Source organism: Methylocella sp. (assembly GCA_037200525.1).
In the GTDB taxonomy this organism is placed as follows: Bacteria; Pseudomonadota; Alphaproteobacteria; order Rhizobiales; family Beijerinckiaceae; genus Methylocapsa.
The window spans coordinates 780,393-793,220 of the sequence record JBBCGG010000001.1; the positions used below are offsets into that span (position 1 = coordinate 780,393).

The window sequence follows — 12,828 nt, forward strand, 5'->3', positions numbered from 1 at the left end:
TCAAAGTGCGAACAATTCTCCAGTCCCGCGCTCGCAAGGTCGCCGCCGGACCCGACGTGAGACGATCATACTAAGCTGTGCGGCTAGGATTTTGGCCGCATTTTTGAGCAGGCATTTTTTGTGCATCAATTTTCACGCTGCCTTAACAAGGATATCGCAAAGCGGCGCCTTTTTTTAACTCTATCGGGCATTCCGCTTTTTTCTGAAGCAAAATCCGCGCTGCTCTGAGACAAAACTAGGCGCGGCATCATCGACCATGACATTTCCGTTGCGTTGCGTCTAAATGCGCGCGGTCTCGCCTTACGACGCCACGCAAGCTGCGATGGCGAGGCCACTCCTGAACGGGAAGCGAGCGCCCATGGCCCGAATTCGTCGTTTACTGGTTGCGAACCGATCCGAAATCACCATTCGCGTCTTTCGGGCCGCGACCGAACTCGGCATCCGCACCGTGGCGATCTATGCGGAGGAAGACAAGCTTTCGCTGCATCGCTTTAAGGCCGACGAGGCCTATCAGATCGGCGCCGGCAAGGGACCGCTTGAGGCTTATTTGTCGATCGAGGAGGTGATCCGCGTCGCCAGGGAAGCCAAGGTCGACGCGATCCATCCAGGCTATGGATTCCTTTCGGAAAGCCCCGAATTCGCCGAAGCCTGCGCCGCCGCGGGCATTATCTTCGTCGGCCCCTCGCCGCAGACGATGCGCGACCTTGGCAATAAAGTTGCCGCCCGCAATATCGCCGTCTCCAGCGGGGCGCCGGTGATGCCGGCGACGCCGCCGCTTCCCGACGATCCGGAAGAGGTAAAGCGGCTCGCCCGGGAGATCGGCTATCCGGTCATGCTTAAGGCCTCGTGGGGCGGCGGCGGCCGCGGGATGCGGCCGATTGAGAGCGAAGACAAACTGCTCGACGCCGTGACCAGCGCCAAGCGGGAGGCGAGGAACGCCTTCGGCAAGGATGAGGTCTATCTTGAAAAGCTGGTGCGCCGGGCGCGGCACGTCGAAGTCCAGATTCTCGGGGATGCGCATGGCAATTTGGTGCATCTTTTTGAGCGCGACTGCTCGATCCAGCGCCGCAACCAGAAGGTCGTCGAACGGGCTCCCGCCCCTTATCTCGACCAAGCGACGCGCGAAAGTCTCTGCGAAGCGGCGTTGAAGATCGGCCGCGACACGAATTACATCGGAGCCGGAACGGTCGAATTTTTGATGGATGCCGAGACCGGCAAGTTCTACTTCATCGAGGTCAATCCGCGCATCCAGGTCGAGCATACGGTGACCGAAGTCGTGACCGGGCTCGATATCGTCAAGGCGCAGATCCGCATCGCCGAAGGCAAACGCATCGGCAGGCCGGAAGAGACCGGCATTCCGGAGCAAAAAGACATTCGGCTTTCGGGTCACGCCCTGCAATGCCGCATCACCACGGAAAATCCGGAAAATAATTTCATCCCGGACTATGGCCGCATCACCGCCTATCGCGGCGCCATGGGCTTTGGCATCCGCGTTGATGGAGGCACCGCTTATTCGGGGGCCATCGTCACCCGTTTCTACGATCCGCTGCTCGAAAAGGTCACGGCCTGGGCTGCGACGCCGGAAGAGGCGATCCGCCGGATGGATCGCGCGCTGCTCGAATATCGCATCCGCGGCGTCGCGACCAATCTCGCCTTTCTGCACAATATCATTACCCATCCGCGTTTCATCGCAAACGATTACACGACGCGCTTCATCGACGAGACGCCCTCGCTATTCGATTTCAAGAAGCGTCAGGACCGCGCGACGAAACTGCTGACCTGGATCGCCGACGTCACCGTCAACGGACATCCTGAAACGCGGGGAAGGGCGCGCCCTCCCGCGAATGCGCGCGGGGCGGTCATCCCGCAATTTCCGGGCGCTTCCATTCCAGAGGGAACTCGCCAGCGTTTCGAGGCGCTCGGCGCAAAGGGCTTTGCCGAATGGATGCGCAATGAACAGCGCGTCCTCGTCACCGACACCACCATGCGGGACGCGCATCAGTCGCTCATCGCAACGCGCATGCGAACGCGGGACATTGCGGCCGCCGCGGAAGCATGCGCCAAGGGCCTGCCGCAGCTTCTCTCGCTGGAATGCTGGGGCGGCGCGACATTCGATGTTTCGATGCGGTTTCTCTCGGAAGACCCGTGGGAGCGCCTCGCGCTGGTGCGCAAACGCGCGCCCAATCTCCTGACGCAAATGCTGCTGCGCGGGGCCAATGGCGTCGGCTACACCAACTATCCCGATAATGTGGTGAAATATTTCGTGCGCCGCGCCGCCGGCGGCATTGATCTCTTCCGCGTTTTTGATTGCCTCAACTGGGTCGAGAACATGCGCGTCTCGATCGACGCCGTATGCGAGACCGGCAAACTGGCGGAAGGCGCGATCTGCTATACCGGCGATATTCTGGACCCTGATCGCGCCAAGTTTTCGCTCGACTATTATGTCGGGGTGGCCAAGGAGTTGGAGCGGGCCGGATGCCACATCCTCGGCATCAAGGACATGGCCGGCCTGCTGCTGCCGCCCGCCGCGCGCGCGCTCGTCAAGGCGCTGCGCGAGGAAGTTGGACTGCCTTTGCATCTTCATACGCATGATACGTCAGGGGTGTCGGCGGCGACCGTGCTGGCCGCGATCGACGCAGGAGTCGACGCCGTCGACTTGGCCATTGATTCAATGTCGGGCGCCACTTCGCAGCCTTGCCTTGGCTCGATAGCCGCGGCCTTGCGGCATAGCCCGCGCGACACAGGCCTTGATGCGGAAGCCATCCGCCAGCTCAGCTTCTATTGGGAGGCGGTGCGGCTGCAATATGCGGCGTTCGAGAGCGATCTCAAGGGCGGCACCTCCGAAGTCTATCTGCATGAGATGCCCGGCGGTCAGTTCACCAATCTCAGGGAGCAGGCGCGCGGGCTCGGCCTCGAGACGCGCTGGCATGAGGTCGCCAAGGCTTATCGCGCCGCCAACGATATGTTCGGCGATATCGTCAAGGTGACGCCCTCATCGAAAGTCGTCGGCGACATGGCGCTGATGATGGTCAGCCAAAATCTGACGCCGAGCGATGTGCTCGACCCAACGCGCGAGATCGCTTTCCCGACCTCAGTCGTCGAGATGCTGAAGGGCGACCTCGGCCAACCGCCGGGAGGCTGGCCGAAGGCGTTGCAGGCGAAAGCGCTGAAAGGCGAGGCGCCGATCGACGTTCGGCCCGGCGCGCTATTGCCGGCCGCTGATCTCGGCGCCGCGCGCGCGCAGGCTGAAAAGGCGTGCGGGCGTCAGCTCAGCGATGACGATCTCGCCTCTTATTTGATGTACCCCAAGGTTTTTACTGAATTTTCGGCCACCGTGCGCCGCTTCGGGCCTGTTTCCGCGCTGCCGACGACCGTGTTCTTTTACGGAATGCAGGCGGGCGAGGAGATCGCCATCGAGATCGAGCCGGGCAAGACCCTGGTGCTGCTTTTGCAGACGATCAGCGAGACCGACGAAGAGGGGCACGTCAAGGTTTTCTTCGAGCTGAACGGTCAACAGCGCATCATCAGGGTGCAGAACCGTTCGGCGGCGGTGACGGCCGTCATGCGGCGCAAGGCCGAGGACGGCAATGACCGGCATATAGCGGCTCCAATGCCGGGCGCGGTCGTGAGCGTCGCCGTGCGCAGCGGGCAAGAGGTAAAGGCCGGCGACATCGTCGCGACGCTGGAGGCGATGAAGATGGAAACCTCGCTGCACGCGCCGCGCGATGGCAAGATCGCGGAAATTCTCGTCGCGCCAGGGCAGCAGATCGACGCGCGCGATCTGCTGATGACCTTGGAGTAAGGCGGAAGCTGCGCCGTGGCTCGATCGCGGCCGCGGCGCCGCCGCCTTACGTCAGGCGGCGGCGGATAACGCGCGCGGCGCGCGCTTCTCCAGGATGGCCGCAAATTGCCCTGCGGCGGCGGCGATTCTGTCCAACACCAGGGGTTCAACGACCTCGCCATTGCTGAAATCGGAATCGGTCGCGTAGATCGCGGTCGGCACCGTCAGCGCCGTGAAGAAGGCGAACAAGGGGCGCAATTGATGCTCGACGACGAGCGCATGGCGATGGCCGCCGCCGGTCGCTCCAATGAGCACGGGCCGGTCGATCAACGCCGCAGGCTCGATAAAGTCGAATAAATGCTTGAACAGTCCGGAATAGGAGCCTTTGTAGACGGGCGCGACGACGATCAGCGCATCCGCGGCTTCAATTGCATCGACGAGTTGAGCCGCCTCAGGCGTAAGCTCCGCGCGAGTGAATGCGGCTCCAAGCCCTGGTCCGGCGTCGAGAATATCGAAAAGCTGCGGCTTGATCGAAATATTGCTCTGCACGGATCGGAGGATTTGCTCGGCGAGCGCCTTTGATTTTGAAGGACGGTGCGTATTGCCGCTAATGACGGCGACCTTCAGCGTCGTTGCAGTGACAGGCATTCCGTAGACTTTCTTCAGTTGACGGCGGCGAGGGCGTATTCGCCGTTGGAGCACACTTTCAAATCGGACTAGGTGTTAAAACCCACATATGGGGATTTATCGACGAAACTTAAGCGGTCGAGCGATGCTCGCCGGCGCGAACCCGAAAAGAGCGGGCGAAGCGTAGATTAGCGATATAAATCTATAAAGTCGATATTTTATGTGTCGTCCCCTCAGCCTATGCCGCGCCGGTGCGGAAACCGCCGTCGTCACCGCCGCCGAAGCGTATCTTCGACTTTGGGCGACAGCAGGCCAAGATCGCGCAACGCGCCGTTGGCTTTATCCAGATATCGCATTGGCGCGCGCACGACGACGTCATTCAAAACTCATTGTCCTCGATTGTCGATCGTAACTGGAAGGCGAATATCTATAGTTATGGACCTTTCCGAAAGCCGACTTCGAGCCATTTTAATGCTTAAGCTCTACATATTACATACTGGAGAAGCGCGGCTATATTGATTAGGCCGCGTTATTGATTCGGTTTTGTGACTGAGGTTGCGCAGTTGCGCGACGCGCCTTGCGTTGAGCGGCGGATATGCCGTTGTTACGTTTTGTAACTGTAATTGACAATTCAGATTAACTGCTTGAATTTCATAAGATTATTGTCTCTTGGACCGGCCAAAGCACCGCGTGGAGGGGCCTTAGCTCAAGATCGGTTTTGCTCCCTGCAATGCATAATGATATGCGTCATTTTCCTATTCGTGGATCTGTTCGATCCTTCGCAATCGAAGCGCCGCCTTTTTCAAAGCGTTTCTTGAACCGTTTGGACAGCCGAACTAAGTGACCAAAACCAATAGCCTTGAAGACCATGCGACGAGACGCTTTCGCCTTGCGGGCAAAGCCTATCTAGAGAGCGGCGATCCTTTTTTCGCGCCCATAGATAGTTTGCGCGCCGAAGCCGCAGCCACCGGGCGCCATTTCACCAGTTTCGCCAATTATGATTATCTGGGACTCGCCTCCCATCCGATGGTCAAGGCGGCGGCCTCGGAGGCGCTGGGGACTTTTGGGGGTCGGCGCTCTTGCGTCCCGTCTCGTCGGCGGCGAGCGGTCGATGCATCACCTTCTTGAAGAAGGACTCTCCAAATTCATCGGAACCGACTCGGCGTTGACCTTGGTCAGCGGCTATTTGACCAATGTCACGACGATTTCGCATCTCCTCGGCTCGCGAGACGCGCTGTTCATCGACGAATTGTCGCATAATAGCATCGTCAGCGGCGCCAAAAGCGCAGTCGCCGAAACCATCATTTTCCGTCACAATGACCTCGATCACCTCGATTTTCTATTGAGCGAGCGGCGGGAAAACTACCGCAACGTCCTCATTGTGGCCGAAGGGCTCTACAGTATGGACGGCGATATCGCCGACCTGTCGCGCCTCGTCGAGATCAAGGAACGCAATAAAGCGTGGTTGCTGATTGACGAGGCTCATTCTCTCGGAGTGCTCGGAGCGGACGGGCGCGGCCTGTGCGAATATTCGGGGGTCGATCCGCAACGAATCGATCTCATCATCGGCACGTTGTCGAAGTCGCTCGCGTCCTGCGGCGGGTTCGTCGCCGGCAAGGCGGCGGTGATCGAATGGCTGCGCTACACGCTGCCCGGTTTCGTCTATAGCGTTGGCCTCTCCCCGGTTATTTCCGCCGCCGCCGCCGCCGCGTTGCAATTGATGCAAGAAGAGGCTTGGCGGCTTGAGCAACTGCGTAAAAACGCCGAATTATTCATGGATCTCGCCCATGAGGCTGGTCTCGACACGGGTCCCGCCATTGGGCGCGGCGTCGTTCCGATCCTCTTTTCCGACAGTCTCGAAACTTTGGCCGCCTCGCGTCATTTGATGGAGAACGGCTATTACGTGCCGCCGATCATCCAGATTGGCGTGCCCAAAGACCAGCCACGCTTACGCTTCTTTCTCTCCACCACACATACCGAGAGCGAAATCCGAGGCGTCATCGACCTTTTGGCCAAGCGGGATGCAGTTGCGGAGGCTCCCGCCCATGCCTTGATCGCCGCGACCTGAACTCCCTGGCGTCGCGCTAAACCCAAACCATGCGAGTTTTCGCGACGGCGGCAGCTACTTGCGAAGAATTCTAGGCGTTGAGCGGTTTTAACTGTTGGGTTGCTTCGGCAAGTCTGGTCGTTTTTAATTGAAGGGACGCCGCGCGCTTTTTGTGCTTTGAGGCGTGGCCCTGTCACAAAACTCGCAGCGTTTTCACGATCATGCTCAAGGGGCCCTATTACCCGCATTCCAAAGGTTAAACTATGCCCATAGGCGCGGTAACAGTCGTTCCAGCAGATGGACTTCTGAATTTTCTTACCTTCTGCCGATTGCCGCGGCTGATCTACGAGGGGCAAAACGGCTTCGCGCCTCCGCTCGACGCCGAGCGTTGGACATTGCACGCGGCGCGGCTCAATCCGCATTTCAAGCAGGTCGATCGGCAAGCCTGGATCGCTCACAAGGATGGCAAGCCCGCCGGCCGCATTTTGGCGCAAATATACAAAAAGGATGCGACCTTGCCGGTCGGCGCATCGGGGGCGCAATTCGGCTGCCTCGATGCGATAGACGACGGCGCCGTTGTCGAGGCTCTGACGCAAGCCGCCGAAACCTGGCTGCGCCAGCGAGGCGCAACAATCATTCACGGGCCGTTTTCGCCGTCGATCAACAGCGAGACTGGCATGCTGGTCGAAGGCTTCACAGCTCCGCCGATGGTGTTCATGCCCTGGAATCCGCCCTATTTGGTCGAAGCCGTGGAACGGCTCGGCTACGTCAAGGCGCACGATCTTATTTCTTACCGTTATGAAGTGACGGAGAAGGACCGGACGACGCAGCCAGGAATTCTGGCGCGGCCGGAGTGGCGCGACAGATTGAAGATCCGGACATTGAACCTCAAAAAGATCGACGCAGAAGCGCCGGTCATTGTCGATATTTTCAACGACGCCTGGAGCGAAAACTGGGGTTTTGTTCCTTTCACGCTCGAAGAATTCCTGTCGACCGCCGATGGCCTTAAAATGGTGATGCCGCCGGAAGGCGGTTTTATGATCGAGCTTGATGGAGCGCCGCAGGCCTTCGGCGTCATTTTGCCGAACCTGCATGAGATCACCGCCGATCTCGCTGGGCGGCTGTTTCCGCTCGGCTTGCCGCGCGTGATCTCGCGCATCAGGCGCCATGCATTCAAGTCCGGACGGCTCGCGCTGTTTGGCGTGCGCCGCGCGCTGCATCGTAAAGCCGCCGGGGGCGCGGTCATTCTGGCCTTCATCGAGGAATGCCGCCGGCGCAGCGCCCGGAGTTCAATCGACCATGTCGAATTCGGCTGGGTTCTGGAAGACAATGTCGGAATGCGCCGACCGATCGAACTATCCGGCGCGCGCATCGATAAAATTCATCGCATTTATGAGAAAAATATCGCTGCCTGAGGGTCGTCAAAACGCCCCCGCTGGGGCAAGCTCAACGCGGCTGGAAAAAGGGACATCGACATGAGCCTTCCCGCAATGGACTTCGGCGCCGTCGGCGCGAGCGAAGTAGCTCCGGCCGCCGACGGTTTTCTCCAGACGACAGAGCCGCGTCCGCATCCGCTGCGCCGGCGCGCCATCATGCGGGCGCATCCTGAGGTCGCAACCCTGATCGGCCATGACTGGAGAACGGCGGCGGTCACCTTATGCGTCGTCGTCGGTCAAGTCGTTATAGCGGGTGTGCTCGGTAGCCTCGGCCTCAGCTATTGGTGGCTCGCCGTGATCGTCGCCTTTGGCGTCGGCGCTTTCGCCAATCATGCGATGTTCGTCGTCATTCACGACGCCTGCCACAACGCCATTTTCAAAAAACCGTTCTTGAACAGGTGGGCCGGGATTTTAGCCGATCTGCCAAACACGGTTCCGACCGCAATGGGGTTTCGCTGCTACCACATCAAGCATCACTCCCATCTCGGCGATTATGATTTTGACGCCGATTTGCCGAGCCACTGGGAGGCCCGCCTGTTTGGGGCGACTTGGTATGGAAAAGCGACCTGGATGTTCTTTTTCGCCGCGTTTCAGCTGATCAGGCTCGGCCGGCTGAAAGGCTCCGTCCCGATGTGGGGTCGCTGGACGATCATCAACGGAGTCTGCGTCATCCTGTTCGATATCGCGGTTTTCGTTTTGCTCGGTCCCAACGCGCTTCTCTATCTGTTTGCATCGTTCTGGTTCTCGGTCGGCGGCTTGCACCCTCTTGGCGCGCGTTGGGTGCAGGAGCATTTCACCAGCGATCCGGTGCAGGAGACTTTTGATTATTATGGTCCGCTGAACATTCTCGCGCTCAACATCGGCTATCACAACGAGCATCATGATTTTCCCGATATCCCGTGGACGCGGTTGCCGGAGCTGAAGAAAATGGCGCCCGAATTCTACGACGATCTGAAGACGCATAAGTCGTGGAGCGGACTGCTGGTCCAGTTCATCTTCGATCCGCGCTTCACTCTTTATACAAGAGTCGATCGCAGCGCCGCCAATACGCCTCCAGGTTTCGTCAAACCGAGGTCTTTGCAGCCCCAGAAGCCGGTCTCGACATCGATCTGAGGTTTTTGGAGGAAACAGAGCGTGGGGATAAGGCTTTTTGCTGCGGCTTTCTTATTAACTGCGCTCATGGGGGGCGCCGCATTTGCGCAGGCCGAAGCGCCGCGTTCGATCGCCATTTTCCCGGTTGAACTTTGGGATACGAGCGGGGAGGGAAGCAAACCCGGCCAAGCGGAGCGCCTCGAACATGCGACGCAAACGCTAAAGGACCAGCTGGAGCAAACCGGCCGCTATCGCGCCGTCGATCTTTCGCCATATGGCGAGCGGATCGCCAAGACCGAACCTCGTTATAATTGCAATGGCTGCTGGGAGCCGATCGCTAAAGAGGCCGGCGCAACCTACGCGCTGCTGGCGGCAGTGCACAAAGTCTCGTCCCTGATCTCGAGCGTCGACATCTACATCATGGATCTTGCGACCGATAAACCCGTCGCTTACGCCAGCGGCCAGTTCCGCGGCGACGATGAGCAGGCCTATACGCGCGCGATGAAATTTCTGGTCAAGGAGCGCTTGATTCCGTCCGAGACCGAGGCTCCAGCGAAGCCGTAAACGGGCCGCCGATTGCCCTCAGGGCTCAAATCCCTCAAAAATAATTTGATCTATCCACAGGTTTGCGCGTTCGCGGTCGCTTGCCGACCGGACCGTCCATGTGATGACCGGCATGCCCATGCCGCTGCGGCAAAGCTCTGGCACAGCATGCGGCAGATCGCCGATATGCCAGGACAAAAAATCTGGCCTCACGCGGGAGAAATCGCGCAGATCGGCGAGCGCCGTGCGCCGCTCCGGCGAGAGTTCGGGCCATTCCTTTTCCGCGTAGCGAGCTTCCGCCACAAGTCCCAACGGGCAAGCGATTTTCTGAGCGCGGATAAAGGCCAGGATCTCCGGATCGAAGCTCTTTAGGCATACCGGACCGTCATATTCCGCGACGATCGCGATAGCGCGGTCCGCGAGGCGCAAATCGCCGTCGAACCGGCTTTTGATTTCGACGATAAGCGGGACCCGGCCGTTGATCGCTGCGAGAAAATCCGCGAGCGGGGCAATCGACTGATCGCAGTCCCTGAAGCGCAAGCCGCTGATTTCCTGCGCCGAATACGCATCAAGGCGGCCTTCGGCCAGCATCAGGCGCTCGAGCGTGAAATCGTGGAACACCATAGCCTCGCCGTCGCTCGAGCGCTGGATGTCGCATTCGATCGCATAGCCTTTGGCCATCGCGGCGGCTGCGGCCGCGATGGTATTCTCAACGAGTCCGCGCGCTTTGCAATGCAGCCCGCGGTGAGCGATCGGCCGCGCCGTAAGCCAATCCGGCGCGTTGATTTCACGGACGTTTTGGCCCCGCATCAAGCCGCTATTTCGAACATGGCCTCAACCTCGACAGCGCAGCCGAGCGGCAGTTCGGCAACGCCCACGGTCGATCTTGCGTGGCGGCCGGGATCTCCCAAAACCTCGACGATGAAATCGGAGGCGCCGTTCATAACGGCAGGTAACGTCAAAAATCCTGGCGCGACATTGATGAAGCCGCCGAGGCGAACGCAGCGCGTGATCCTGTCGAGATCGCCGAGAGCCACTTTGGCTTGCGCCAAAAGATTGATAGCGCAGCGGCGCGCCGCCGCTTGTCCGGCTTCGATCGATACATTCCCGCCGATCTTGCCGATATGCCCAAGGTCAAGCTTGCCATCCGCACCGAACGGCAATTGACCTGAAATGACGAGAAAAGAGCCGGAAATGACGGATGGGACGTAATTGGCCATTGGAGCCGCAGCTGCGGGCAGCGAAACGCCAAGAGCCGTCAGCTTAGCTTCGATTTTGGTCATCAATAAAACTCCTTTGTCGTTTCCACTCCTATAGCGTTGGAAGTTCCGCCCGTCGAACATGGGAGCCCCACGCCAATTCGGCAGAGCTTCAGTCCCCCGGTTGCATGTGGCGCGTCTTGACTCTAACTTTACCCTTTGCGGTAAGGATTCGCGTTTGACCGCCATCGCCCATCGTTCGAGGACCAAAGAAGATGTATGCTTCGCACGCTCGCTTTCTCATCTCCGGCGCGTTGGCTCTGACCCTTATCGAATTTGCTTCCCTCCCTGCTGCGGCGGGAGCCCATAACGCCACTGCGACTCCCGACGCCCCGGCAGAGGTCAAGTCCGGTCAGGTCAATTTAGATCAGTCCAAAGTCGACCCAGCCAGCACAATTGCGCTGGCCCCGCATCGAGCCGTCTACGAATTGACGCTGTCGAAATCAGTGGGGAGCAAAAGTCCCACCGCAGCGCACGGACGCATCGCTTTCGATTTTGCGGGTTCGCCCTGCGAAGGATATGTGCAGAATTTCCGCCAGTTGACGGAGTTGCAGCCAGCCGAAGGCCCGACGCGAATATCGGATATGCATTCGGCAACCTTCGAGGACTCGGAAGGCAAGAATTTCGACTTCAAGATGCAAACAAGCGTCGATAACGAAACCGCTGAGACAATTGATGGCAAGGCCTCAAAATCCAGCAGCGGCCCTTTGTCGGTCAATCTCTCGAAACCAAAACACAGCAAATTCGATCTCGGCGAGGACGTGGTTTTCCCGACGGAGCATTTGAGGCGCATTCTCGCGGCCGCCGAAACTGGCAAGAATCTTCTCGAGGTCAAGGTCTACGACGGATCTGAGACCGGAGACAAAGTATTCGAGACCACCACTTATATAGGCCATCCAGAGTCATCGCCCGTGATCGAGCAAGCCGCTCAAATTCCCGCGCTTGAGAAGCTGCGGCGCTGGCCCGTATCGATCAGCTATTTCGAAACTGGCAAGAAGGACGAAGGACCAAGCTACGTCTTGTCGTTTGACCTCTATGAAAACGGAATTTCACGCGCGCTGAGACTGGATTATGGCGATTTTGTCCTTTCCGGCGAAATGTCGAGCCTTGAGCTTCTGAACGAGCCACCCTGCCGCAAATAATATCGGCGACCGTCATCGGCTTGCCGTCGCCACATGAGATCGTCCCCTCCGGATTTTGCCGGCATATCAACCGTGCATCGAGGCCGATAATAAAGCGTTGTGCGGGAGCCGGGCTGGATGCGCATTCTTATCACCAATGATGACGGCATTCACGCGCCGGGCCTTGCTGCGCTGGAGCGGATCGCCAGCGCACTTTCGGACGATGTCTATGTCGTTGCGCCCGAAACCGACCAATCGGGCGTCGCCCATTCGTTGTCGCTCAACGATCCATTGCGTCTGCGCAAAATTTCCGAGCGGCGCTACGCCGTGAAAGGCACGCCGACCGACTGCGTCATCATGGGGATCCGCCGGATTCTCGATGGGGCTAGGCCCGATGTGGTTCTGTCAGGGGTGAATTGCGGCCAGAACGTCGCCGAGGATGTGATCTATTCCGGAACGGTCGCCGGCGCGATGGAGGGCGCAATTTTGGGAACGCCTTCAATCGCTCTGTCGCAGGCCTATAATTCTTTGCATGGGCGAGAGGGCGCGATCTGGAGCTGCGCCGAGACCCATGGGCCTTCGCTCATCGATAAGATCCTTTCTGAGGGAATAGCGCCCCATACCGTCATCAATGTGAATTTCCCCCCTTGCCCGGCGGCTGAAGTCGAGGGCGTTGCGGTGACCGTACAGGGTCGTCGCGGTTATATGGCCAAGATCGACGCGCGGGCGGACGGGCGCGGCAATCCGTATTATTGGATCGCCTTCGACCGCAATGAATTCGCGCCGGGGCAAGGCACTGACATTGAAGCCATCGCCCAAAAGCGCATTTCGGTCACGCCATTGCGGCTTGATTTGACCGATGCTCCCTCGCTTACGCGTTACGCGCAGGCCTTGCGCTGAGCGGCCGCCGCCCGCCTGCGCG

Annotated in this window: 10 protein-coding genes; 7 read left to right on the top strand and 3 right to left on the bottom strand. The window is 59.2% G+C overall.

Features of this window, described 5'->3' with window-relative positions:
- Positions 1-358 precede the first annotated feature (358 nt).
- Positions 359-3,802 carry a pyruvate carboxylase gene (gene pyc / locus WDN46_03640; protein MEJ0092538.1) on the top strand — a complete coding sequence of 1,148 codons (3,444 nt, stop codon included), beginning with the start codon at positions 359-361 and terminating at the stop codon, positions 3,800-3,802.
- A 51-nt stretch (positions 3,803-3,853) separates the two neighbouring features.
- Here pyc and msuE read toward each other — a convergent pair whose 3' ends face one another.
- Entirely contained in the window at positions 3,854-4,429 is a 576-nt protein-coding gene (gene msuE, locus WDN46_03645) for an FMN reductase (GenBank protein ID MEJ0092539.1), read from the bottom strand.
- A 1,042-nt stretch (positions 4,430-5,471) separates the two neighbouring features.
- Here msuE and WDN46_03650 point away from each other — a divergent pair.
- From WDN46_03650 to WDN46_03665, 4 genes are all read left to right on the top strand, one after another.
- Positions 5,472-6,476, top strand: coding sequence for an aminotransferase class I/II-fold pyridoxal phosphate-dependent enzyme (locus WDN46_03650; protein MEJ0092540.1), 1,005 nt, complete (start codon positions 5,472-5,474; stop codon positions 6,474-6,476).
- A gap of 242 nt (positions 6,477-6,718) precedes the next feature.
- The gene (locus tag WDN46_03655) at positions 6,719-7,870 is read left to right on the top strand and encodes a hypothetical protein (GenBank protein ID MEJ0092541.1); all 1,152 of its coding nucleotides are present in this window, start codon (positions 6,719-6,721) and stop codon (positions 7,868-7,870) included.
- Between the two features lie 60 nt (positions 7,871-7,930).
- Positions 7,931-9,004: a fatty acid desaturase gene (locus WDN46_03660; protein ID MEJ0092542.1), complete on the top strand. Its 1,074-nt coding sequence runs from the start codon at positions 7,931-7,933 to the stop codon at positions 9,002-9,004.
- A gap of 21 nt (positions 9,005-9,025) precedes the next feature.
- Entirely contained in the window at positions 9,026-9,547 is a 522-nt protein-coding gene (locus tag WDN46_03665; protein MEJ0092543.1) for a DUF3280 domain-containing protein, read from the top strand.
- 18 nt (positions 9,548-9,565) lie between these two features.
- On the opposite strand, the gene WDN46_03670 is transcribed toward WDN46_03665, so the two are convergent.
- On the bottom strand, positions 9,566-10,336 hold the full coding sequence (locus tag WDN46_03670) for a glycerophosphodiester phosphodiesterase family protein (protein MEJ0092544.1): 771 nt from the start codon (positions 10,334-10,336) through the stop codon (positions 9,566-9,568).
- The gene (locus tag WDN46_03675; protein MEJ0092545.1) at positions 10,336-10,809 is read right to left on the bottom strand and encodes a RidA family protein; all 474 of its coding nucleotides are present in this window, start codon (positions 10,807-10,809) and stop codon (positions 10,336-10,338) included. The genes WDN46_03670 and WDN46_03675 overlap by 1 nt, the downstream gene beginning before the upstream one ends.
- Before the next feature lie 191 nt (positions 10,810-11,000).
- On the opposite strand from WDN46_03675, the gene WDN46_03680 reads away from it, so the two are divergent.
- Together WDN46_03680 and surE are read left to right on the top strand one after the other, a co-directional pair.
- Positions 11,001-11,927, top strand: a complete 927-nt coding sequence (locus WDN46_03680) for a cell envelope integrity EipB family protein (GenBank protein ID MEJ0092546.1) — start codon at positions 11,001-11,003, stop codon at positions 11,925-11,927.
- Positions 11,928-12,044: 117 nt separating this feature from the next.
- The gene (gene surE, locus WDN46_03685; protein MEJ0092547.1) at positions 12,045-12,806 is read left to right on the top strand and encodes a 5'/3'-nucleotidase SurE; all 762 of its coding nucleotides are present in this window, start codon (positions 12,045-12,047) and stop codon (positions 12,804-12,806) included.
- Positions 12,807-12,828 lie beyond the last annotated feature (22 nt).

Coding starts and splice junctions, on each gene's coding strand:
- pyc (MEJ0092538.1), top strand. CDS start 359: ATGGCCCGAATTCGTCGTTTACTGGTTGCGAACCGATCCGAAATCACC.
- msuE (MEJ0092539.1), bottom strand. CDS start 4,429: ATGCCTGTCACTGCAACGACGCTGAAGGTCGCCGTCATTAGCGGCAAT.
- WDN46_03655 (MEJ0092541.1), top strand. CDS start 6,719: ATGCCCATAGGCGCGGTAACAGTCGTTCCAGCAGATGGACTTCTGAAT.
- WDN46_03660 (MEJ0092542.1), top strand. CDS start 7,931: ATGAGCCTTCCCGCAATGGACTTCGGCGCCGTCGGCGCGAGCGAAGTA.
- WDN46_03670 (MEJ0092544.1), bottom strand. CDS start 10,336: ATGCGGGGCCAAAACGTCCGTGAAATCAACGCGCCGGATTGGCTTACG.
- WDN46_03675 (MEJ0092545.1), bottom strand. CDS start 10,809: ATGACCAAAATCGAAGCTAAGCTGACGGCTCTTGGCGTTTCGCTGCCC.
- WDN46_03680 (MEJ0092546.1), top strand. CDS start 11,001: ATGTATGCTTCGCACGCTCGCTTTCTCATCTCCGGCGCGTTGGCTCTG.
- surE (MEJ0092547.1), top strand. CDS start 12,045: ATGCGCATTCTTATCACCAATGATGACGGCATTCACGCGCCGGGCCTT.